Source organism: Chitinophaga sp. 180180018-3 (assembly GCF_037893185.1).
GTDB lineage: Bacteria > Bacteroidota > Bacteroidia > Chitinophagales > Chitinophagaceae > Chitinophaga.
Window position 1 is genome coordinate 2,180,888 of sequence record NZ_CP140772.1, and the last position, 24,973, is coordinate 2,205,860.

At 46.0% G+C, this 24,973-nt stretch carries 19 protein-coding genes; 10 read left to right on the forward strand and 9 right to left on the reverse strand.

Annotated elements, in window-relative coordinates:
• Window positions 1-126 precede the first annotated feature (126 nt).
• The 10 genes from UNH61_RS08865 (at window position 127) to UNH61_RS08910 (ending at window position 17,785) form a co-directional block, all read left to right on the forward strand.
• Window positions 127-3,219 carry a triple tyrosine motif-containing protein gene (locus tag UNH61_RS08865; RefSeq protein ID WP_326991727.1) on the forward strand — a complete coding sequence of 1,031 codons (3,093 nt, stop codon included), beginning with the start codon at window positions 127-129 and terminating at the stop codon, window positions 3,217-3,219.
• Between the two features lie 48 nt (window positions 3,220-3,267).
• Window positions 3,268-3,936, forward strand: coding sequence for a response regulator transcription factor (locus UNH61_RS08870; protein ID WP_145669627.1), 669 nt, complete (start codon window positions 3,268-3,270; stop codon window positions 3,934-3,936).
• Between the two features lie 826 nt (window positions 3,937-4,762).
• Entirely contained in the window at window positions 4,763-6,679 is a 1,917-nt protein-coding gene (locus UNH61_RS08875; RefSeq protein WP_326991728.1) for a DNA topoisomerase IV subunit B, read from the forward strand.
• Window positions 6,680-6,682: 3 nt separating this feature from the next.
• The gene (locus tag UNH61_RS08880) at window positions 6,683-7,579 is read left to right on the forward strand and encodes a DUF1835 domain-containing protein (protein ID WP_326991729.1); all 897 of its coding nucleotides are present in this window, start codon (window positions 6,683-6,685) and stop codon (window positions 7,577-7,579) included.
• On the forward strand, window positions 7,576-7,980 hold the full coding sequence (locus tag UNH61_RS08885) for a hypothetical protein (RefSeq protein ID WP_326991730.1): 405 nt from the start codon (window positions 7,576-7,578) through the stop codon (window positions 7,978-7,980). Before UNH61_RS08880 ends, UNH61_RS08885 begins: the two co-directional genes overlap by 4 nt.
• Window positions 7,981-7,996: 16 nt before the next feature.
• Complete coding sequence (locus tag UNH61_RS08890; protein ID WP_339070847.1) at window positions 7,997-10,534, forward strand: DNA gyrase/topoisomerase IV subunit A; 2,538 nt, start codon at window positions 7,997-7,999, stop codon at window positions 10,532-10,534.
• Between the two features lie 135 nt (window positions 10,535-10,669).
• Window positions 10,670-11,260, forward strand: a complete 591-nt coding sequence (locus tag UNH61_RS08895; protein WP_326991732.1) for a sigma-70 family RNA polymerase sigma factor — start codon at window positions 10,670-10,672, stop codon at window positions 11,258-11,260.
• Window positions 11,261-11,311: 51 nt separating this feature from the next.
• Window positions 11,312-12,379: a FecR domain-containing protein gene (locus UNH61_RS08900; RefSeq protein WP_326991733.1), complete on the forward strand. Its 1,068-nt coding sequence runs from the start codon at window positions 11,312-11,314 to the stop codon at window positions 12,377-12,379.
• Between the two features lie 166 nt (window positions 12,380-12,545).
• Entirely contained in the window at window positions 12,546-16,016 is a 3,471-nt protein-coding gene (locus UNH61_RS08905) for a TonB-dependent receptor (RefSeq protein ID WP_326991734.1), read from the forward strand.
• 23 nt (window positions 16,017-16,039) lie between these two features.
• On the forward strand, window positions 16,040-17,785 hold the full coding sequence (locus tag UNH61_RS08910) for a RagB/SusD family nutrient uptake outer membrane protein (RefSeq protein ID WP_326991735.1): 1,746 nt from the start codon (window positions 16,040-16,042) through the stop codon (window positions 17,783-17,785).
• Between the two features lie 121 nt (window positions 17,786-17,906).
• Here the strand turns inward: UNH61_RS08910 and UNH61_RS08915 are convergent, their stop codons facing one another.
• The 9 genes from UNH61_RS08915 to UNH61_RS08955 form a co-directional block, all read right to left on the reverse strand.
• The gene (locus tag UNH61_RS08915) at window positions 17,907-18,332 is read right to left on the reverse strand and encodes a hypothetical protein (RefSeq protein ID WP_326991736.1); all 426 of its coding nucleotides are present in this window, start codon (window positions 18,330-18,332) and stop codon (window positions 17,907-17,909) included.
• A gap of 10 nt (window positions 18,333-18,342) precedes the next feature.
• The gene (locus tag UNH61_RS08920) at window positions 18,343-18,714 is read right to left on the reverse strand and encodes a VOC family protein (protein ID WP_326991737.1); all 372 of its coding nucleotides are present in this window, start codon (window positions 18,712-18,714) and stop codon (window positions 18,343-18,345) included.
• A 175-nt stretch (window positions 18,715-18,889) separates the two neighbouring features.
• Window positions 18,890-19,867 carry a hypothetical protein gene (locus tag UNH61_RS08925; protein WP_326991738.1) on the reverse strand — a complete coding sequence of 326 codons (978 nt, stop codon included), beginning with the start codon at window positions 19,865-19,867 and terminating at the stop codon, window positions 18,890-18,892.
• A gap of 26 nt (window positions 19,868-19,893) precedes the next feature.
• Window positions 19,894-20,415 (reverse strand): HAD-IIIA family hydrolase, encoded by a 522-nt coding sequence (locus tag UNH61_RS08930; protein WP_326991739.1) that lies wholly within the window; start codon window positions 20,413-20,415, stop codon window positions 19,894-19,896.
• A complete protein-coding gene (locus UNH61_RS08935; RefSeq protein WP_326991740.1) occupies window positions 20,412-21,116 on the reverse strand; it encodes a nucleotidyltransferase family protein in 705 nt (234 codons plus the stop codon). The genes UNH61_RS08930 and UNH61_RS08935 overlap by 4 nt, the downstream gene beginning before the upstream one ends.
• Window positions 21,113-21,691 (reverse strand): D-sedoheptulose 7-phosphate isomerase, encoded by a 579-nt coding sequence (locus tag UNH61_RS08940; RefSeq protein WP_326991741.1) that lies wholly within the window; start codon window positions 21,689-21,691, stop codon window positions 21,113-21,115. The genes UNH61_RS08935 and UNH61_RS08940 overlap by 4 nt, the downstream gene beginning before the upstream one ends.
• A gap of 21 nt (window positions 21,692-21,712) precedes the next feature.
• On the reverse strand, window positions 21,713-22,738 hold the full coding sequence (locus UNH61_RS08945) for a dehydrogenase (protein ID WP_326991742.1): 1,026 nt from the start codon (window positions 22,736-22,738) through the stop codon (window positions 21,713-21,715).
• Between the two features lie 40 nt (window positions 22,739-22,778).
• Window positions 22,779-23,915 carry a glycosyltransferase gene (locus UNH61_RS08950; protein ID WP_326991743.1) on the reverse strand — a complete coding sequence of 379 codons (1,137 nt, stop codon included), beginning with the start codon at window positions 23,913-23,915 and terminating at the stop codon, window positions 22,779-22,781.
• 53 nt (window positions 23,916-23,968) lie between these two features.
• Window positions 23,969-24,961 (reverse strand): glycosyltransferase family 2 protein, encoded by a 993-nt coding sequence (locus UNH61_RS08955; RefSeq protein ID WP_326991744.1) that lies wholly within the window; start codon window positions 24,959-24,961, stop codon window positions 23,969-23,971.
• Between the last annotated feature and the right edge of the window lie 12 nt (window positions 24,962-24,973).

The following is a 24,973-nucleotide window of genomic DNA, read 5'->3' on the forward strand; positions in this document are numbered from 1 at the left end:
ACTGGGAAGAAAATTACAAAATTGTAACAAAGTGTGAGGCAGATTTATATATTTGCAGATTACCTAACCTGCTTACTTCATAACTGTAAAATAGTGCATCAACCGCATCGATTTAAAATGTTCGTCTTGTACTGCATTTTAGCGCTTACTTCAGGAGCGCTGTTTGCACAGGACAAACCCTATATATTCGATAGTTACAGTGTAAATGAAGGCCTTTCCCAAAGTACAGTATTCGATATAACCCGTGATGATCAAGGGTTTATGTGGATTGCAACCAGAGATGGCATCAACCGTTTTGATGGATACACATTCAATGAATACCGTTATAATCCAAGCTCATTTTACAGGGCAGGAGGCGGTACCGGGGAACTGGTACCCCGGGGTGCTACGGGTAACAGGGCAGTGATCAACCGTTTTGCACTCAGGGGGTATAAAGGTTTTTCTTTTTATACCGACAGCAAGGGCCAGCTTTTGCTGGCGCATAATAATGGCATCAGTGTATACGATAAGTATCGGAATAACTTCAGATCACTCCTGGAAGATACCACGATTGTAAATGCCCGGGAGAGAGATAGTAATGTAAAATTTGTGATCCTGGGAGAAGATACCAGCAGCAATTCCCTTTGGGTATGGCGACCAATGAAGGGGCTGTATGTGCTGGATAATACTACCTATGCGCAACGCCGGCTCATCCTTTATCCGCCGCAATTCAGTCAGAAAGGGATATTGCCGGGTACCATGATGAAGGAAGGGAATAATATCTGGATGAGTGGAGAATCGGGAGAGTTATTGGCGTTGAATACGAAGAACCTGCGACTGTCCACTTATTGTTTGCCCGGTGTAAGCACGAACCCTTTGGTGAGAAGTCTTAATAAGGATTCGCTGATTGTAGTCAGTCAGGGCCATATTATCATCTTTAACAAACAGCGAAATAAATTCAGCGACCTGGCATTTGATATCCGGAATGAAAAAGGGGAGCCATTTGTGCCTGCTGTGGTCGAGCTGGACCAGTATGGTAATGTATGGATAGGCGGCAATGATGGTATACTGATTTACAGTATCACGCGGAATGAAATATTGCGGCATATTGTGAGTTTTAATACGTTTGAGACGAGGTCATTTAACAATGTTGTTTGTTTATTCCGGGATGGTGCCGATAACATGTGGGTAGGTACAGATGGAGACGGGCTGAAAAAATATTCTCCCCATAAAAAAGTATTTAATCTTTACCGGTCGCCCTACATCACCCACAATATGGTGCAGGCGGTTTACAAGCACGACGATGGGAAGTTGTATGTAGGCCTTATGCGCGATGGGTTGAATGTATATGGAGACGGGGGAAAGTTCCTGGAACGAATCTCCAATGAGCTATACCCGGGAAAATTCCCGGCCAATGACCTGGGATCTATTTGTCGCGAAAATGCAGATCATTTATGGTTGCATTTTTCGGATATGCATATTGGGCTGTTCAATGTGCAGACAAAAAACTTTCAGGATCTGACGGGTAAGGTAAAGGCGTTGGGACTACCGGCACAGACGGATCCGTTTCCATTATTGTTCAAGCGGCCCAATGGTGAATTGTATTTCAATTACGGGGCTTATCTGCTGATGTTTAACAGTTCACACAACGGATATGAGGTATCGGTAGTACATTACTTTACAGATGAATTGCTGACCGCGTATTTTGAAGACTACGTAGGTAACCAGTATGTAGGCACAAAATCAGCGTTGTATATAAAGAAGGTAGCAGATGCGCGTTGGAAATATGTTGGTCTTCCTCCGGGCACGGCGGTGAAATCGATTAATAAGAATGCACATAAAGAAGTGCTGGTAGCAACGAATAAAGGATTGTTTATCATCGACGAAGGGAATAAGATCAGGCAGCATTACAATAGTTATGATAACCCGAAGTTGATCAACGACTACATGTATGGCGTTTTGCTGGATGATAAAGACAAAATCTGGGTGAGTCACAATAAAGGATTATCGCAGATTAACCCGCTCACCGGAGAGATTGCTACTTATAACTATGAAGATGGATTACAATCGAACGAATTTAATACCGGTGCATTTTACAAGTCTATAGACGGTGAACTATTTTTCGGTGGTATACGCGGCGTGAATGGTTTTTATCCGAAGAATTTCCGGGATAATTTGTCGAATACAAAAGTAGTTATCCGGAGAATGGAAGTGTTGGATAAACCTTATGAATCGGACACCGCCATCTCATTGCTAAAGAAAGTAGAATTGCCGTATAATCAGAATACGATTGCTATTGAATTTGTACCACTGGAGTATACCAATCCTTTGAAGAACAGGGTGCAGTACAAGCTGGAAGGGGCTGACGAAGACTGGATACAGGCGGGTACCTTCAGGATGGCGCGTTATACGAATCTGCATCCTGGAACTTATGTATTTAAAGTGCGCGGATCAAATAATGATTATATCTGGAGTAAGACACCCACCACCCTGGAGATCGTTATCAAAATACCTTTCTGGCAATCGCTCTGGTTCCGTTTTCTGTTATTATTGCTGTTGTTGGGAATAGCGTATTATTTTTCCACGTTGTATCTCGATTACAAAATCCGGCATGAAAAGCTAAAGCTGGAAAAGGAGCAGGCGGTAGATCAGGAGCGGGCGCGCATTTCATCTGATATGCATGACGACCTGGGCTCCGGGTTATCGACCATTCGTTTGCTGAGTGAAGTGGCGAAACGGAAAATAAAAGATCCTTCACAGACGCGTGAGATAGAGCGTATTTCGGAAACGGCAGGAGAGATGGTGGACAAGATGAGTGAGATCATCTGGGCGATGAATTCATCGAATGATTCGCTGGCTAACCTGATCGCTTATATGAGAAGTTTTGCAGCAGAATTTCTGGAGCACGCGCATATCTCGCATCAGTTCTACATACCGGAAACGATCCCGAACATCAAGCTGAGTGGTGGAACAAGACGTAACATTTATCTGGCTGTGAAGGAATCGTTGCATAATGTGGTGAAACATGCCAATGCTACCGAAGTAATGGTGGAAGTAAAGGTGCATCGGAACATGACGATTATGATCAAGGATAACGGAAAAGGTTTCGACCAGGAGAAGGTAAGACTGTTTGGCAACGGGTTGAAAAATATTCAGAAAAGGATGATGGCAGTAGGAGGAAATGCGGATATCACCTCTAACAATGGAACAATAGTTTTTCTCGATATCCCGCTAAATTGACATACATTTGTTTTTAATAACATCTAAGTGTTATAATAGTTTACAAACATGACGGTATACTCAAAGAAGAAGTCCCAGGATAACATGGACACTATCACCATTGCGATAGTGGAAGACAATCATGATATCCGCACGGCGATGGAATTGCTGATTAATGGTTCTGACGGATACGCCTGTGTTGGGACATTCAATAATGCCGAAACTGCTGTGGAGCAGATCCCTCAATTGATGCCGAACGTGGTATTGATGGACTTTAACCTGCCGGGCGGAATGAACGGCATTGAATGCATTGCGCAGTTAAAGCGGGACCATCCGGATATGCAATTTATGATGCTGACAGTCTACGAAGATGACGATAAAATTTTCATGGCATTGGAAGCTGGCGCCAGCGGATATATTCTGAAGAAGACTTCTCCTGGTGAATTGCTCGAAGCGATACGGGATTTATATGATGGTGGTTCTCCCATGAGCTCGCAGATTGCGAGAAGAGTAGTTGCTTTTTTCCAGAAACAAGCTAAACCTAATCCTGCACTCGAAGCACTGACAACGAGAGAAAAGGAAATACTTGATCAACTCTCCAAAGGTTATCTGTACAAAGAAATAGCCAGCAATTTATTCATCAGCATTGAAACCGTAAGACGCCATGTACACAACATTTACGAGAAGTTGCATGTACGTAGCAGAACGGATGCAGTGAATAAATACTATAACAGGTAGCATTCAGCATCGAACATAAAGAATGAAGAACTAATGCGAAGATTTTATCGGATCCGGTAATGTCTTCGCATTAGTTCTTCATGTCTTATGCTTAGTTCAGGATTCTTTTAAAACGGTGTACCAGCAGTACAACTGCGGCAATCATCATACAGGCAAGCTTAAACAGTAAACCGGCTTTCATAGGGATAGGGATAATATGGTTAAATAAATAACAGGATGGCAACATACTATTGATGTCTGCCATTAATATTCTTTGTTCCGATTTCCAATCCTCCATTCTTCAATTCTTCCGATTAAGTCTTTGCTTTAATTTGTAATTTTTTAATTCGTAATTTTTCGCGCGCTCATCTCATCATCTGCCAGGAATCAAATTTCCTGATAAGATGCAGGAATTTATTTCCAATGCGGTTGTCTTGTTCTTTTTTAACAAGGTACATAGCTATTACGGCGCCTATAAAAATTAGAATGAGCAGGAATAGAAATAGTATTTTCATAAGGACATAGGTTAGGATTTTCTGAAAAGTTGACTTACGTAAATATAGATAATTTTTTGATATACGTTTTATTTTATATTGGATTTTTCAGAAAATATTTTCAGAAATGGATCGAAATGTAATGCAAGCGGGAGTTCCGGTGCAGAAAATATAATTTTTTACTTTCTTAAAATACTGAAATACAAAATTATAAGCATAGTGTATAACTTATACTTGGGTTGATTGTCCGAATCCTTTATTTTTGCCAGCAATCGGATTTTGCTAAAAGATTTAGTATCCTTGCAGCAAAATTATTAACCCCGGTAATAATAGTATTTAGGAAACTTTAATATATGGCAAACGCGGACAAAACGGATAATAAGGATCTATTTGCTTCCTATACGGAGGACTCCATACGGTCGCTGGACTGGCGGGAGCATATCCGCCTCCGGCCTGGTATGTATATCGGTAAGCTTGGAGATGGATCGAGTATGGATGATGGTATTTACATCCTGCTGAAGGAGGTCACGGATAACTGTATTGATGAGCATACCATGGGATTTGGTAAGCAGATCGATATTAAAGTAACTGAACATCATGTAACTGTACGTGATTACGGCCGTGGTATTCCGCTGGGAAAGGTAGTGGATGTGGTGAGTAAGATCAACACGGGTGCGAAGTACGACAGCAAGGCTTTCCAGAAGTCCGTGGGGCTGAACGGGGTGGGTACCAAAGCAGTGAATGCGTTATCCAGTGCTTTCCGGGTACAGTCTGTTCGTGACGGCCGTATGAAAGCTGCTGAGTTTGAGCGGGGGGTATTGGTGAAGGAGCATAAAGAAACGGCTACTACTGAGCCGAATGGTACACTGGTGACTTTCACGCCGGATGATACCGTATTTAAAAACTACCGCTTTATCCCGGAATTCCTGGAGAATCAGATCTGGAACTATTGTTTCCTGAATGCCGGTCTGACAGTGAATTTCAACGGGAAAAAATATTTGTCGAAGAATGGTTTGCTGGATCTTCTGCAACGTAAAACCAACGAGGAAGATCTTCGCTATCCTATTATACATCTAAAGGGAGAAGATATTGAAGTGGCTATCACCCATGAAAGCCAGTATGGAGAAGAGTATTATTCGTTTGTAAATGGTCAGCATACTACGCAGGGAGGTACGCATCTGGCCGCTTTCCGCGAAGCATTTGTAAAAACTGTGCGTGATTTTTATAAGAAAGATTATGAAGCTACCGACATCAGGGCTTCTATCTGCGCGGCAGTGTCGATCAGGGTACAGGAGCCGGTGTTTGAATCACAAACTAAAACGAAGCTCGGTTCCCAGGTGGTCTATGAAGGCGGTCCTTCCGTGAAAAACTTTGTGCTGGAGTTTCTCTCCAAGCACCTCGACGATTACCTGCACCGTAATCCGGCTATAGCAGATGCGTTGAAAAAGCGTATCGAACAGAGTGAGCGTGAACGTAAGGAGCTGGCAGGTATCAAGAAGCTGGCGAATGAAAGAGCTAAGAAAGCCAACCTGCACAACCGTAAACTTCGCGATTGCCGTCTGCATCTGAACGATGAGCTGGTCGGAAAAGATAAAGCTGAGCAGGAAGCCCGTCGCAAGGAATCTACTATATTCATTACTGAGGGAGACTCTGCCAGCGGATCTATCACCAAATCCCGCAACGTGGAAACCCAGGCGGTGTTCAGCTTACGCGGTAAGCCGCTGAATAGTTTTGGTCTTACTAAAAAGATTGTATACGAAAACGAAGAATTCAACCTGCTGCAACATGCCCTGAACATAGAAGAAGGTATGGATGGCCTCCGCTATCATAATATCGTTATCGCTACAGATGCTGATGTGGACGGTATGCACATCCGCCTGTTGCTGCTGACTTTCTTCCTGCAGTTCTTCCCGGATCTGGTAAAGAACGGACACGTATATATACTGGAAACACCGTTGTTCCGTGTACGGAATAAACAAACCACTATATATTGTTATACCGAAGAAGAAAAACAAAAGGCAGTTAGGAAACTGGGTAATAAGCCGGAAATCACCCGCTTTAAAGGGTTGGGAGAGATCTCTCCGGATGAATTTGGCCGTTTTATCGGTGACGACATGCGCCGGGAGCCGATCATTCTGTCGAACGACATTCATATCCAGAAATTGCTGGAATACTATATGGGTAAAAACACCCAGACCCGCCAGGAGTTTATTATCAACAACCTGCGGTTAGAGAAAGACCTGGTTGAAGAAACAGAAACAGCAGAGTAAAATATGGGCTTAACACATATTGTTTTCGGAGAAGCGTCGGTGCCGGTACTGGCAGAGGCAATAGGAATGGAGGAGAAGATGACAGGGGATATCCTTTGTTTTGAAGATGACCTGTCGGTAGGGCCGCTTTTTATATTGGACACCAAAGAAGGCCGGGATAACCGCAAATTATTCTGGCAGCAACTGGCGGGTACAGCGCCTTTGCCGGTAGCCGCCAACGAAAATGAGATGGCGGATGCAGCAGCACCGCCGGTACAGGAAGCATTGGAAGAAGCCCCTGATGATGCAGACCGGTTCAAAGCGCTGAAAGCGCGGCTGAAGGAAGATGCGGAACTGGAAATATGGATATGGGCCGGCCAGAATGCGCGGGACGTGTGTGGCTACTATTGGCTGGTAAGTCAGCTGTACGATTTCGCAGGACGTATACACATCATTTACCTCAATAACCTGCCTTTTCTGAATGAAAAGGGAGCGGTTTTTTATCCTACCCATCTCCATCAGATTTTGCCTAAAGAATTCCTGAAAGCCAGGAAACTGGCCCGGCCGATATCTCTGGCAGAGTATGAGCTGGATGGGGATGAATGGCATCGCCTGATGAATGAAAATGCCGGTATCCGTTTACTGGAAGGAGGGAAGAAAATCAAAGGGGAGCCAACGCTGTTTTATGATAAGGAACTGTTGGTACAGAGCGGAAAAGAATTTGGGAAGGCCTGGAAAGTAGTGCAGCAGGTAACCGGAAAACTGAAATATCCTGTGATGGACCAGTTCCTGGGCTGGAGGTTGAAAGAGCTGATTCGTGAAGGGAAACTGGAAAGCAGGGGCGAGTTGAAAACCATTCGTGATTTTGAGGTGAAATTACCCGGAGAAAATACGGAAACTCCCACAAGCGAAAACGTATGATAAAAGTAACATCCCTGGAAATGATTGGCGCAGATGACCGTGGCAGCGGCTATACCTGGGATTGCAGCCGCAGCGGTAATTTCCTGCTTTGCTACAGGAATGCCGGCAGCAGCAGCGGACAACACTACCATGAAGGCATCAGCGCTAATAAAAACCCCGAAATACTCTATCTGTTTACCGGTAAAGTGGCCATCCACTGGTGTCCCCTGGGAGGAAACAACATTGAAGTGGTGGAAGTACCGGCGCCTGCAAGGATCGAAATCCCGGTCAACGTCTGGCATCAGATGATTGCCATCACCGATTGCTGCTTTATAGAACTGAATTCACTGGAAGATGTGCAGCGCGACAGCGTGCGCATCTGGAGGGAGGAGTTCGAGAAAATGATTAATGTAAAATCGTAAGTCACTATACATGGACATGGAAAATAAAACATCAGACGAGTCTCTGCATAATGTCATCCACGTTGGAGGTATGTATGAGAGCTGGTTCCTGGATTACGCTTCCTACGTAATCCTGGAGCGGGCGGTACCCAGCGTGGAAGATGGGCTGAAGCCGGTACAGCGTCGTATTCTGCACGCCATGAAAGAAATGGACGATGGCCGCTTTAATAAGGTGGCTAACGTTATCGGGCAAACGATGCAGTATCATCCGCACGGTGATGCTTCCATTAGCGATGCCATTGTAAACATCGGACAGAAAGACCTGCTCATCGATACACAGGGTAACTGGGGAGATGTGAGAACCGGTGATGATGCTGCTGCTGCCAGGTACATCGAGGCACGCCTTTCCAAATTTGCATTGGACGTAGCTTTCAATCCGAAAACTACTACCTGGCAACTTAGCTACGACGGCCGTAAAAATGAGCCGGTGGCATTACCCATGAAGTTCCCGCTGTTACTGGCACAGGGTGCAGAAGGTATTGCTGTGGGGCTTTCTACCAAGATATTACCACATAACTTCTGCGAACTGATAGACGCTTCCATTAAATACCTCAGAGGCCGCAAATTTGAACTGTTCCCGGATTTTACTACCGGCGGTATGGTAGACGTGGCCAACTATAATGATGGTAAACGCGGTGGTAAGGTAAGGGTAAGGGCACACATCGAAGAGAAAGATAAGAAAACGCTGCTGGTAAAAGATGTACCATATGGTATCACTACCACACAGCTGATGGAAAGCATCGTTAAAGCAAACGACAGCGGAAAAATAAAGATCAGGAAAGTGGTAGATAATACTGCTGCAGAGGTTGAAATTGAAGTACAACTGGCGCCTGGTATTTCTCCCGATATCACTATTGATGCACTATACGCATTTACTGATTGCGAAATTTCCATTTCTCCGAATGCCTGCGTGATCATTGAAGATAAACCACATTTCCTCACTGCATCTGAACTGCTGAGAGCATCTGTTGATTATACCAAAGACCTGCTGAAGCAGGAGCTGGAAATAAAACTGGCAGAGTTACAGGAGAAGTTACACTATACTTCACTGGAGAAGATCTTCTTCGAGAAAGGTATTTATAAGGAGCTGGAGCAGAAGCATAAAGACTGGGAAACGGTGCTGACAGCGATCGATAAAGGATTTACGCCGTATAAGAAACAATTCAAACGGGAGATCACCCGTGAGGATATCGTTAAACTAACGGAGAAGCCTGTACGCCGTATTTACCGGTTAGATATCAATGAACTGAATGAGCAGATCAAAGGTATAGAAGGGGATATCAGGAATGTGAAGAATAACCTCGCTAACCTGGTCGACTATACGGTGGAATATTACGAAGGCCTGATGAAGAAGTACGGGAAAGGCCGCGAACGTAAAACCATCATTAAAACTTTCGACACCATCCAGGTGGCGCAGGTGGCGATCGCCAATACAAAGATCTATGTAAACCGCGCCGATGGCTTCATTGGTACTTCATTGAAGAAAGATGAATTTGTGGCAGATTGCTCCGACCTCGACAATATCATCGTTTTCCGCAGAGATGGTAAAATGCTGGTGACCAAAGTAGCCGATAAAACCTTTGTTGGTAAAGACATCATTCACGTGGATGTTTTCCGCAAGAATGATGAACGTACCACCTATAACATGATTTATGTAGAAGGTAAGACCGGTGTAAGTTATGCGAAGCGTTTCAACGTTACCGGTGTTACCCGCGATAAAGAATATGACCTGGCACATAAGGGAGAGAAGAACTCCAAAGTACATTACTTCTCCGCCAATCCTAATGGGGAAGCAGAAGTGGTGACTATTAAGCTGAGTCCCAACTGCAACGCGCGCAATAAGGAGTTCGATATGTTCTTCGAAACGATCGCTATCAAAGGTCGTGCATCCATGGGGAATATGGTGACGAAATATCCGATCCGCAGTGTGAAATTCAAAGAGAAAGGAGTATCCACACTGGCAGGACAAAAGATCTGGTACGATACTGAAACCGGCCGCCTGAATACGGAAGAGCGTGGTGTATACATCGGTGCATTTGAAGGCGAGGATAAGATATTTGTCGCGTTCAAGAATGGTACCTATGAGCTCACCAATTACGACCTTACCAACCGTTATGAGTCGGGAGATGTGGTATACATTGAGAAGTTCAACTCCCAGAAGATAGTAACAGCTATTTACTTTGATGCGGACAAGAAGCAATTCAACGTGAAGCGTTTCCGGATAGAAACACAAACGTTGAATAATAAGTTTACGTTCATCAAAGAAGGCGCAAATAATTACCTGGAGCTGGTGACCACACATACACAGCCGGTGATATTGCTAAAAACGGGCAAGAAGCGTAGTCCGGAAGAATCTGAAGTGGACCTCTCCGAATTCGCAGAAGTGACGGGCTGGAAAGCAGTAGGTACGCGGATTGCAGGGGATGACCTCATCAGTGCTGAATTACTGTCTGAGGATGAAGACCCGGATCCTAACGAAGAAGGCCAGGCTGGTACGCAGGGAGAATTGTTTTAAAGAACGAAGAAAATAATACGGAAGCCGTCTCAATAACTGGGACGGCTTTTTTATTAATTCTTCCCTTAACAATTAAATAAAACACTATCTTAATACGGATGTTTAATTTGCACCGTCCATATTTTTATTGCTGGAATGAAATACGAAGATCTCGCCGAAGCCGAATTATTACAACTGATAGCTGCCGATAATGGCGTTGCGTATGAAGTGTTATATAACCGGTATTGGCAACCGCTTTTTCTTTTTGCATATAAGCGCCTTAAAAATAAGGACGAGTCGAAGGATGCCGTCCAGGACGTGTTTATCAATCTATGGAAACGCCGGCATACACTGGAGTTGACGGCTTCGTTGCGTAATTATCTTTTCACTGCCGTGAGATATGAATTGCTAAAACGGATCGCACAATCGAGGAATGTGGCGATGGGAGAGGAAATAGAGGATACATTGCCTGCCGGACAGGATACTATGGACCTGCTGAATGAAAAAGCATTGCAGCTGGCACTGGCCAACGCTGTAGCACACCTCCCCGCTAAAATGAAAGAAATATACCTGATGAGCAGGCATCAACATAAAACTGTTGCTGTCATTGCCCGGGAGCTCGTTCTATCGGAGCAAACCGTAAAAAACCAATTAACCAAAGCCCTGCTTCGTCTGCGTCAGCACCTGAAAGAAGCCACCGTTATCCCCATGCTGCTCCCCTGTGCTTTTTATTTCCTTAACATTTAGTTAACAAATAAAAATGGTACCAGCAGCCGGATTTTATTGCTTCACTATAGCATGAGTACATCCGAATTCAGGAAAATAGTTGAACGTTATCTGGAAGGTACTGCCAGTGTCGTAGATCAGGCCATGATTGAAGCATGGCTGGCAGCTACGGAAGATAATCCCGTGGATCTTGCCGGGGAGGAACTGCAGCAGGTGCGTGCTGAAATGTTGCAGCACCTGAGAGCGCATAATGGACATGAATGGAGCCCAGAAGCCTATGCCGACCGGCAGCCGGAGCCATCAATGGATATAATTGTACAGGAAGATGAGAAGAACCTGAAGCCATCTGTTCGCCGTCTTACGGTGTGGTTTCAGCGGGTGGCTGCTGTGCTTATTATAGTGCTGGCGGGTGTTTCCGGTGTTTATTACTGGCGCCTGACCAATAAAAAAAATGCGCCTGTTGCTCTTGCAACGCAGGCTCCGGTAAATCAATACCGGGTACGTGTACCCGTTACCCGCGCGATCAGAAAGATCATGCTGCCCGACAGCACGCTGGTGATACTGAACCGGGCCAGTAGCCTGCATTATAACATGCCGTTTGATACAAACAGCCGCGAGGTATTTCTCGATGGAGGTGAAGCTTTCTTTGAAGTAACACGTAACTCCGGAAACCCGTTTAAAGTGCACGCCGGTAAAACCACCACTACAGTACTAGGCACCGCGTTTAATGTGCGGTTGTACGATAGTGCCGCCAGTGTAAGCATAGCCGTGAAATCGGGTAAGGTAAAGGTTTCCGCCGGAATACAGGCAGCTGATAGCAGTGTTATTCTGCAAAGGGAGCAGGGAGTAGCCATAAACACAGCAGAAAATAGCGTTCACACTTTTTCACAATCAGCCAGGGTCACTACTGCATGGTGGGATGAAGTACTGGTGTTCCATCAACAGTCAATGGAGGATGTTGTAGCAATACTGGAAAACCATTTCCGGGTAAAGATATATATGAAAACGCCGTCGCCGCAACGCTATCAGGTATCCGGCGATTTTTCGGGCAGCCGTAAACTAACCGACATTCTCGATGCAATATGTCTGGTGCATCGTCTTTCTTACAAAAAAAAGAACAATGAATATTTCATCTATTAACTGATAATAAAAAACCGGTTATGCGCTAACATAACCGGCTGATGGTTGTGCTGACAGATCCTTCCGTAACGCTAATTACCGGATGTGGCAGCGTGTTTTTAATACATTCTAAAAACAGTTCAAAATTATGAAAAATGTAGCAAGGAATTCTACAATCCGTTACCTTATGCGCCTAAGTTTGCTGACAACCTGCTGCGCCCTCGCAGGATTGTCGTTATGGGCCAAGAGCCTCGAAGGGCAAAACCTGAAAAGGAGTCTGACGCTGAAAACGACCGCTACGGATCTGAGCAGCGTGTTGAAGCAGATCGCCCGCCAGGCGCATCTGCGGTTGGTGTATGATGCCCGTGAAACCAATCAGCTTCGTCTGGATGCCCTGACAACCGATGGTATGCGGGCAGAAGACCTGCTCGATTCACTGCTGGCGCCAACGCCACTGGCTTACCGGGAGGTAAATGATCTGCTGGTGATATATCGCAAAGATGAGCAGGAATTTGGCCTGAAAGGAAAGGTGGTCGACGCCGTTACAAAGGAACCTTTGCCCGGCGTAACGGTGTTCCTGAAAGGAACCAAACGTGGCATGGCCACCAATAACACCGGCGAGTTCAGCATTGCTTCCGTTAAACCCGGAGATATATTGATCGTATCTTATGTTGGCTATACCACCAAAGAAATAGAGATAACCGGTAGCGGTTTCCTGACCATCGCGCTGCATGGCGGTAACGCCAATATCAAAGATGTAGTGGTAGTAGGATACGGTACGCAAAAGAAAGTAAACCTGACCGGTGCTGTAAGTCAGATAGACGCCGGTGTGATTGAAAGCAGGCCAATTGCCAACCTCGGGCAGGCCCTGCAGGGCGCTATTCCGAATCTGAATGTCAACTTCGGGGATGGCCGGCCGGGAGGTAATGCTACACTTAATATACGCGGTTTTACCTCCATTTCAGGCGGCGCTCCCTTAGTGCTGATTGACGGTATCCCTGGCGATATCAATACGGTGAACCCCAGAGATATTGAATCCGTGTCAGTACTCAAGGATGCATCTTCTGCAGCCATCTATGGCGCACGTGGCGCATTTGGCGTTATACTGCTCACCACTAAAAGAGGTAAGGCAGGTAAAATGCAGATCAGCTATGGCACTAATATCGGTCGCGCCGATCAGACCACCAGCACCAACTTTATTACCAATGGCTACGATGCGGCCATGCTGAACGATGAGGCGTTCAAAATTACGCTTGGCAAAACCTATACCGGCTATACAGATGAAGATTACGCTGAACTCCTGAAACGAAAAACAGATCCTTCTTTACCTTCTGTGGTAGTACAGAACCGCAAAGGCAAGGATATGTATATCTACTACGGTAATACCGACTGGTGGCATACCATGTTCCGCGATGTGATGCCCTCCAATGAACACAGCATCAATATCAATGGAGGTACCGATAAAGTAAACTATATGGTATCCGGAAGATATTATCAGAAGAAAGGCATGATGCGGATCTCCCAGGATGTCTATAATTCCTACAATCTCCGCGCTAAAATAGAGGCTCAGGTGAAACCCTGGTTTACATTGACAAACAACACTCAGTTTAACGCTAACGACTATACGTATCCGGGCAGTGGCCCTAATAGCAACTTTGTGTCGGTAAGCGTGCATGCACTGCCTTCCTATGTGCCGGTTAACCCCGATGGTACGGCTACTTACCGTACAGAGCTGAATAACTATACTATCGGCGATGGTATTTATGCGGATCTCTTGCATGGTAAGAGCAAAGGGGGATATAAACAATATGAGCTGATCAATACCGTGGGGGCGCTGTTTAAAGTAACATCAGACTTTAATATCAATGCCAACTATACGTTCTCGCTGATGAACCGCAATAGTTTTCACCGGCAAACAGCTGCGCCCTGGTCCATCTTCCCGGGTGTTATCAGCTATGTGTTCAACGATGACCTCTGGCAGCAGGACGATAGCCGCATGGCGCATGTAGTCAATGTATTCGGTACCTATAGCCACCGTTTCGGCAAACATGCCATTGATCTGACTGCGGGTGTTAACCAGGAGTTACAGCGTTATAAGATGTTGTATTCAGAGCGTACTGATCTGTTGTCGGAAGACCTGAACGAAGTGGCCCTGGGTACTGGTGATGCTTCTGTAAACAGTAATAACCAGGAACTGGCCCTGTTTGGCGTTTTTGGTCGTGCAGCCTATAGTTATGCAGATAAATACCTGGTAGAATTCAACGGTCGCTACGATGGCTCTTCCAGATTCCCATCCCACAGGCGCTTTGGCTTTTTCCCCTCTGTATCCGCAGGGTGGCGCATGAGTGAAGAACCATTCTTTTCCCCCGCGAAAAATGTGGTGAATGATATCAAATGGAGAGCGTCTTACGGCGCATTGGGTAACCAGGATGTGCGTAATAACTACTATCCTTACATACCTATTATGGGTATGGGCACCAACAGTTATGTGACCAACGGGAAACGGACACAATATGTTACCCTGCCCACACCGATTTCGCCCAGTCTTACCTGGGAGAAAGTGAACTCCACCAACTTCGGTGTGGATATGAGTTTCCTGCGCAGCCGGCTGAATTTTACTTTCGATTGGTACGTGCGTAATACCAAAGACATGCTCACCAAAGGGATGACCTTACCAGGTGTTTTCGGTGCAAAAGAGCCACAGCAAAATGCAGCAGATCTCCGCTCAAAGGGCTGGGAAGTAAACCTGGAATGGCGTGCATCCGCTGTGGTAGCCAGTAAGCCATTCAATTACAGCGTTGGTTTTAACGTGGGTGATTTCAAAGCTGAGATCACCAAGTTTGATAACCCCAATAAAATCCTTAGCGACTATTACCCCGGAAAACGCCTGGGCGATATCTGGGGTTATAGCGTCGATGGATATTTCCAGTCAGACAAAGAAGCGGCCGATTGGAAAGTGGATCAGACGCAGGTGGGCAATAACATCTTCTCCGCGCCCGGCGAATGGGGCAAGCTGAGAGCCGGTGACCTGAAGTTCAAAGATCTGAATGGGGATGGTGTTATCAGCAAAGGAAAGAACACTTTATCGGATCCGGGCGATCAGCGCATCATTGGTAACTCCTTACCCCGCTATACGTTTGGTTTCAGAGGCGCTATGGACTGGAACGGATTCGACCTCAGTTTCTTCTTCCAGGGAGTGGGCCATCAGAACTGGTATCCCGGCAGCAACGCAGATAAATTCTGGGGACCGTTTTCCCGTCCTTATATGTCGTTTATCCCCACCGATTTCCAGAGTAAGCTATGGAGCCCTGAAAATCCCAACTCCTACTTCCCGAGATTGAGAGGATACATTGCATTGAATGATAATGGTTCGCTGAAAGAGAATAACGATAAGTATCTGCAGGATATCGCCTATGTGCGTCTGAAGAGCCTGATACTGGGTTATTCCCTGCCGGCCTCTTTGCTGAACCGGGTGAAAATTACCCGTTGCAGGGTGTATGTAAGCGGAGAAAACCTGTTCACCCTCACCAAACTGAAGAGTAAGTACCTGGATCCGGAGCAGTTGTCGAGTGATCCGAACCTGGTGACAACTGATGCGAATGGTCGTGTGTATCCTTTCAGCAGAACATTCTCAGCCGGACTGGATATCACCTTCTAATGTTCCCAATTAAAAAGAAAATGATGAAAACAATCAATCTACCTATCATATGCCTGCTGGTAATGGTTTTCGGTTCCTGTAAAAAATTCATGGACAGGGATCCCCAGGCCCAGATCTCCCCGGATAATTTCTTTAAAACAGAAAAGGATCTGAAACTATATATCAATTCCATGTATACGATGGTGCCCGATGCAGAAACCATCTATAACGAAGATATGGACAACGTTGTTAAATCGAGCACTTCCGAATTCCTCACTGGCCGGCGTCAGGTGCCGGTTACAGGCGGAGGCTGGAGCTGGGGTGAGCTGAGAAAGATCAACTATTTCCTGGTCAACTGTAACAAAGTATTGCCGGCTGCCACCACACGAAAATATGCAGGCGCTGCAAAGTTTTTCCGCGCCTGGTTCTATTTTGAAATGGTGAAGAAATTCGGAGACGTGCCTTTGTACGATAAACCGCTGGATGTGAACGATGATGCGCTGTTACATAAAGCGAGGGACCCACGTCAGGCGGTGATGAATGTAGTGATGGCAGATATTGATTCGGCCATTGCATCGCTGGAAACCACGAAAACGAACGAGCTGGTAACGAAATGGACTGCCCTGGCTTTGAAATCCCGTATCTGTTTGTTTGAAGGTACATTCAGGAAGTATCATAAGGAATTTAACCTGCCTGACGAAAACAAATTCCTGCAGGCCGCCGCCGATGCATCAGCTGAGCTGATGGCAGGAGGGCAGTACCGTATCTACACCAGCTCGCCTAACAGTGCTTACCGCGATCTGTTTTCCACAAAGAATGCCAATCCGGATGAAATCATTCTGAGCAGAAAGTACAGCGCTTCATTGCAGATCTATCATAACGTGAACTACTATACGATCACCGCTTCCTACGGGCAGCCTGGTTTGGAGAAGAGTCTGGTAAACAGCTACCTGATGAAAGACGGCAGTCGCTTCACCGACAAACCGGGTTTCGACAAAATACAGTTCTACGAAGAATGCCAGAACCGCGACCCGCGCCTGGCGCAAACCATCCGCACGCCGGGTTATACAAGGATTGGCAACACCAATAAATTAGTACCTGATTTCGGTGCCGCAGTAACGGGTTATCAGCTAACCAAGTACGTTACGGATGAAACGCAGGACTCCTACGTAAAGAACGATAACGATATGCCGGTTTTCCGCTACGCGGAAGTGCTGCTGAACTATGCCGAAGCAAAAGCAGAACTAGGCCAACTCACGCAGGGCGATATTGATCAGTCCATCAAACTGTTGCGCGACAGGGTAGGGATGCCCAACCTGAATGTAGCTGCCGCCAACGCCAATCCTGATGCATATGAAGCCGCCCGCTATGCCAATAAATCATTAAATGGAGTGATCCTCGAAATCCGCCGGGAGCGCAGGATTGAGCTGATAATAGAAAATTTCCGCTGGCATGATATCACTCGTTGGAAAGAAGGAAGTATGCTGACCAAACAATTTAAAGGCATGTATTTCCCTGGTCCGGGTTCTTTTGATCTCGACAATGATGGTAAGATAGATGTGGTTATTTATGAAGGCACTAAACCCAGCGGCCCCAAAGGCCCTGCTTATCTTAAATTAGGCACTGAAATAGACCTGGAAAACGGTGCAGCAGGTGGTTCAGTAATCGTCAACAGGAATATCTCCAAAACCTTCAACGAAAAGAGGGATTATCTCTATCCTATTCCCATTCAGGAACGTACGCTGAATCCTGCGCTGACGCAGAATCCGAATTGGGTAGACGGGTTGTAGGAATTAAGAAGGTGGAATATGGAATTAAGAATGATGAGCGAAGATTTTAGCGAAAGTAGTATTGTCATTCGCTAAAATCTTCGCTCATCATTCTTAATTCCACATTCTACATTTTTAATTCTCAAATCTTTCCTCCCATATTTCTGATAACCCTTTCCAGGAAACTAATTGTGATATCATACTCTTCCTGAGTGGTTCCTTCCATCATGTGTTTCCGGTTTTCCAGCTGTTTTTCTTCTATCAGGGCAAAAGCGGTTTTACCAGCCTCGGTAAAGGAGTACATATCTCCGTCTTGTGCAATCCAGTGACGCTCTACCAGAGAGGCGAATATTTCTGCCAGTTCGGCTTCGGTCATGAATCTGCTAACCTGGTGGTAGTACAACGACTGACAGATCTTTCCATGAAGAGATATGTTTTTTATCAGCTGCCAGTGAAATCTATTGATGCCAAATGATTCAAAAGAAGCATTTACATATTGGGTGATCAGGCTGTCGGCTTCCTTCAGGTACCAGCCTATCGGGAGTTTGTCGGGAACTGTAAATGGCATAAAATGCTGTTTAATCTTTAACAGGGGTCGTGATTTCAATCATGAAGGTATCCCAGGTAAAATAAAATCCGAAATTTTTCCTGATCCTTTGCGGTGCCTGCCCGGGCAGGATACCTCCGGCCAGCAGGCGTTGATAGGTGTTATTGACTGCTTCCTCATCTTCCAGGTAAAATCCCAGATGAAACATATCCGGGTAGGTGCTGTTGCCTTTCTGATTCAGTTGTTCGTGCATTAACACCAAAACAAAACCATCCTTACCGTTTAGTACAGATAGTTTGTCGTTGGGTTTGGAATCTGTACAGCGAAAATCGAAGTAGGTTTCGAAAAAGATGCGTGTTGCCTGTACATCTTTTACGCTGAGATTCAAATGATTAAGTTGCATTTGTATGAACTTGGAAAATGAATGTTCGTTCTTTTTAGGTGCAAAGATAAGAGAATGATTATTCTTTTAAAGTAAAAAAACGGAATTTTTTTGTGAAGAATAATAGCGGATATTTTCGGGAGATAGGAATACGATATTTATTCCCGGCCAGATTTTTACGGAAGATGCTGCTGTTTTATTGTTTCTTCTTCGACGCAGGTTTCCCGGGTGTTTCAGACTGCAGGTAATCTTCCGCTGACTTGGGATTGGTCATGCTTTTTTTGCGCTGATCGAGCGGCTGCGGGGTTGGCGCGCCCTTACCCATTGGAATAGCGTCGTGGAAGATCTTGCTGACATGCACCCATTTACCCGCCTGCCATTTGAATCCTTCGTAATCCATGTCAGATACGTAAGTGAATTTTTTAGCGGGTTCATTGGTTTCGGAGATGAGATGATCATATACGATCATATCCAGTTCTTTGTTGAAGTTAAGGGTAGCAGTGCCATCCTTCTTATATTCAATAATAAACCGGTTGCGGGTGGGAGAGGGAGTGCTGTCTTCCGCAAAACTAAAGAGCGGGCCGCCAAATACAGGACGGTCGTTCTTAAAAGTCAGCATCTCTATGATCTTCTTCTGGCTGCGGGGATTATTGGCATCCCAGCCAAAAAGCGTATAAAATTCCTGGTTAAAATAGTGCCGGTGAAGGATATTATAATAGAGGCATCCGAACCAGCTTTTGTTGTCCGTAATGCTGTCGGTATTGGTCATATAATCCGAAGCATCAAATAATGGGAACAACTTCAGTTCGCCTCCGGGCGTATTCATTTGAATGGTGCCAAAGTGCCGGTAGAAGCCATTTTCCTGCTCCAGGGCCCAGGTGAAGATCCTGAAGGTGCTGTCTTGCGGATACTGTATGGATATTGTTTTCAGCGAATCGAACGGAAAGCGGAATGAATATTTCACTTTCAGTGCGCGCACCAGCGTGGGAATGAACTCATCGGTAGCTCTGGTCCGGTCATCATCTCCATGCCCGTCGAAAATATCACTGGCAAGTATCTGCAGGGTATCCTGATAATGTTTCAATTGTTTCAGGCCAGCTGCATCTGGTCGCTGTGCGAAGGTGAGCAGACTGAATAAACCCAGTGTGAGAGACAGTAATGTTTTTTTGGCCATATCTATTATACGGTTCCGGCTGAATATTATTGTATTGCTTCTGCGAACTGCAACAGGTTTTCGTAGCGTTGATCGATCAGCGGATGAGGAAAGGGTGTTTCCGGGCGTGTGGAAGGAATGAAAACGGTTTTCATACCCAGGCTTTTGCCAAACTGCATATCGCTCAGCGTATTACCCACCATCACTGCTTCCCTGAAATCAATCTCCGGAAAATCTGTTTGTGCCTGTAGCCCCATTCCTGTGGCGGGTTTGCGACAAGGACTGTTGCTTTCTACATCCGGGCAGAAGTAGATCTTATCTATTCTGCCTCCATGCTGAACAATCTGTTGCACCATACCGGTGTGTATTTCCTGTAGTCCTGCTGTGGTCAGCAGGCCGCGGCCAATACAACGCTGGTTGGTAACTATTAAGATGCGGGAGAAGCGGCGGGCCAGTAAAGGCATCGCGCTCAACACGCCGGCACTGAAATGAAACATATCGGGGCGGAGCACATACCCATCCTTTATTTCATCGTTGATCACCCCATCCCTGTCGAGGAATAACGTCATTGGCTAATCGGTATTAGTTTGAGTTTGGCCGCTTCATAATCCTCCGGGATACCGATATCGATGAAATAGGTATCGCTGATGAATCCATAGAGGTTCCCGGTAGCTACTCCCGGCTCCAGCACTTCTTTTTCAAAGGAGAATTTCGCCGGCAGAGACAGGCTTTTCAGGAAGCTGGCTGTTGTCAGGTATATTCCACCGTTGATCAGGCCCGATTCGCAATACTGCTTTTCCCGGAAAGCGCTGATCTGTTGACTGGCATTCAACAATATGCTGCCATAGCGGTCGAATTGCTGCAGCGGTTTCAGTGCCAGTGACAACGAGCTGTTATGGGAGTGGTGGAATTCATGGAGGACATTGAGGTCCGCTTCAAAAAAGGTATCGCCGTTCACTATAAACGTTTCATCGTTCTCCAGGAAGGGGAGCGCATGAATAATACCACCGCCGGTACCCAGGGGTTCCGGTTCTACGGCAAAGGATACACGAAGCGGAAGGAACGTGCTGTTACACCAGTCGATCACCTGCTCCGACAGGTAGCCCAGTGAAAGCACAGCATGACCGATGCCCTGCTGATGCAGGTACCGGAGCAGGTAGTAGAGAAATGGCTGCCCGTTGAGCGGCGCCATACACTTTGGCCGGTCGGCCACCACACTGCGAAGCCTGGTGCCCAGTCCGCCCGCCAGTACTATACACTCGCTGGTCATGCTCCGAACAGGTTGTTTTCAACTGTTTCGCAAATAATATGACCAACGGTGATATGTGCTTCCTGGATACGCGGTGTATCGGTTGATGGCACATTGATGAGGAAGTCGCTGCCATCTTTCATCTTACCACCTGTAGCACCTGTCATGCTTACTACCAGCATGCCCTGTTCCTTAGCTACTTTGATGGCTTCGATGATATTGGCAGAATTGCCCGAAGTAGACAGTGCCACCAGTATATCGCCCTGCCGGCCGATGCCTCTTACAATCCGGGAATAAACCTGGTCATAACCATAGTCGTTGCCTACAGCTGTCAGGTAAGAGGTATTACAGTGCAAAGCTTCGGCGTATAGAGGAGTACGGTCTTTATAAAAACGTCCGGAAAATTCAGCGGCCAGGTGTTGTGCATCAGCAGCGCTGCCGCCGTTACCACAAAACAGTATCTTATGGCCGGATTGCAGGCTATGTGTAATGGCATCCGCCACCAGCCCGATGGTATTCAGCAGTTGTTCATCCTCACAGATGGCTGCTTTTACGGCCATGCTTGCCCGGAGTGTATTGATGATATGTTGTTTCATGATCGTTTGTTTGGTGTTTCGTTAGATTTTCCACGTCTGCATGCCATGCTGCGTAAAGTTATATCGTTTTACATCACCACCAAAACCCTGTAATGCGTTTACTACTGCGAAGCGGCTGTTTCCCGGGCAATAGAAGATCATAAATCCACCACCTCCGGCACCGGAGATCTTGCCGCCACTGGCGCCTGCTTTGCGGGCAGCTTCATAAATTTCATCCAGCTGGGTATTGGAGATACCCTTCGCCATTTTTTTCTTGTACTGAAAACCGTAGTCGAGTATTTCACCGATCTTGTCGATCGTACCCCGCAACAATGCTTCTTTCATCATAACAGCCTGTTCTTTCAGATGATGCATCGCTTCGATGGAATCATCCTTTTTCTCTGTTACGTTTTTCTGTTGTTCTGAAATGATGCTGGACGATAAGCGGCTGGTAGAAGTATAAAAAAGCACGAGATTATTTTCCAGCTCATGCAGGTATACATCTTTAATACGGAGTGGGTTTACAATCACTTTATCATCTCTGTAAAACTCCATAAAGTTAACCCCTCCAAAAGTGGCTGCATATTGATCCTGCTTACCACCCGCCTGCTGAAGGTCTTCCCGCTCTACGGAATAGGCCAGATGGGCCAGGTCATATTCGCCCAGCGGTAGTTTCAGCCATTCAGCGAATGCACCCAACACCGCTACCATCAGCGTGGAAGAGGTACCCAGGCCGGAGCCGGCAGGGGCATCCACAAAGGTGGTGAGGCGGAAGCCGGCGGAAGGTAATGGCGTATAGTCTTTATGAATACGGTTGATGATTCCTTTAAAAATATCCAGTTGTCCGTCTAACGGTATAGGATATACGGCGTCGTAGGTAGCTGATTCTTTCCTGTCGGCACACTCAAAAATAATTTTCCCATTTTCCAGCGGCTCTATGGCAACACGGGCATACAATGAAATAGTAGCATTCAGGATAGCTCCGCCATACAGGTCGGAGTACGGGCTTACATCTGTACCTCCTCCGGCTAATCCTATTCTCAATGGTGCTTTACTCCTGTAGATCATGTTAGCTTTTAGGTTTTAGCAGTTAGGTGTTTTGTTGTTTTTATTTGTTGGCGAGAGATAATACTTCATTGGCGAGTCGTGCCCATGAGTACTGTTGTTTTTCCCTGCGCAATGCGGTGATCATATCTGCTTCACGGTTTTCCGTATAATATTTTTCGATGGCGGCAGCAATGGAAGATGGATCAGGCTCGGCTTGAAATCCTACTACGCCATCGGGTACCATTTCCACCAGTCCACCTACATTGGTTACCACCATAGGTTTTTCAAAGTGGTAAGCAATCTGCGAAATACCGCTTTGGGTGGCGCTTTTATACGGCTGTACTACCAGGTCGGCAGCACAGAAATAATTTTTTACTGCTTCATTCGGAATGAAATCGGTATGCATGAGTACCCTGTCGCCCAGGTTCAATTCCCGGAGCAATTCCTGGTAGGGGGTAGCATCTTCATAAAACTCTCCTGCTACAATGGCGTGTACATCCAGTTTTTTCATTCGTTCATCCGCCATAGCCTTCAGCAGCAGGTCCAGCCCTTTATATTGCCGGATGAAGCCAAAGAAGAGGATATAACGTTTGCCCTGTTGTAACTTCAATGCCTCCCGGGCTGCTGCCTTACTGATCAGTGCACCATAGTTATCGTAGATCGGATGAGGAATCAGCGAGGCTTTTTTGGTGGGCTCAAACTCCCGCAGATCATTGAGCACCGATTGGCTCATAGCAATGAAGGCATCTACCGGCTTGAGGAAATACTTTGTGAAAGCTACATCCCCTGGCCTTTTTTCGTGCGGCACCACGTTGTCGAGGATAGCGATCGTCCGGGTTTTCTTTCGCTTTCCCAGGCGGAGTAAAGATCCCAGTGCTGGCCCCATCACTGGTAGCCAGTACTTCGTAATAATAATATCCGGATCAAACCTGTGGATCTTTCTGCCTACTATCCACCAGTTCAGTGGATTCACGGAATTGATCAGACGGCGTATACGCAGGTGCGCCGGCGCAGGATCGGTAGAATACTGACTTTTACCAGGGAAGAGGAATTTCGGGTATTGAACGGTGAACGTCCATATCTCTACATCATTCGTCTGCTGTAATTCTTCTGCCAGTCGCTCATTATAAGCAGCAAGCCCACCCCGGAAAGGGTAGGCTGTGCCCAGTATAAGTATTTTTTGCTTGCTATTGGTCATAGATGAAATTACGAATTACGAATCAGGAATTACGAATTAATCATGCGAATGGCTCAGCCGGTGTATTTATCCGTAATTTTTAATTCATAATTGCTTATGCCGTTACTGTGGTCCATACGTTCCTCTACGAGGTAGGTATTCCGTTCTGTGGCATTGCGGGTAACAAGTTCGCCCACAAAGCCGGTCAGGAACAGCTGGGAACCGATGATCATACAAAGCAGACCCAGGTAAAACAATGGCCTGTCTGTCATATTTACTTTATCAAAGAATATTTTCGCCAGTGCGAGATATGCCGCAATCACAAACCCCACAAAAAAGGAGAGTGAGCCCAGCGCGCCAAACAGGTGCATGGGGCGTTTACCGAATTTGCCGATAAACATGATAGTGGCCAGATCCAGGAAGCCATTGATGAAACGCTCCAATCCGAATTTGGTAACACCATATTTGCGCGCACGGTGTTCTACCACTTTCTCACCTATTTTACGGAAACCATTCCATTTGGCGATAACGGGAATATAGCGGTGCATTTCACCGTATACCTCTATCGATTTCACTACTTTTTTACGATACGATTTCAGCCCGCAGTTCATATCATGCAGCTTTACGCCACTCATGCGGGTGGTAGTGAAGTTGTATAATTTGGAAGGCAGGTTTTTCGTGAAGGTATTGTCGTAACGTTTCTTTTTCCAGCCACTCACCAGGTCATAACCATCTTCCATGATCATGCGGTACAGTTCCGGAATTTCATCCGGACTATCCTGCAGGTCTGCATCCATTGTGATGACCACATCTCCCTGGGCAGCATTAAAACCTTCGTTCAGTGCGGCAGATTTACCGTAGTTACGTTGGAACTTGATACCCTTGATATTCGGATTCCGCGCGGCCAGTTGTTGAATAACACTCCAGGAGTCGTCGGTACTGCCATCATCCACCATCCATACTTCGTAGGTGAACTGATGTTCGTCCATGACGCGCTCTATCCACGCGGCAAGTTCCGGCAGAGATTCTTCTTCGTTTTTTAAAGGAACGATTACGGATATGTTCATCTTTATAGAATA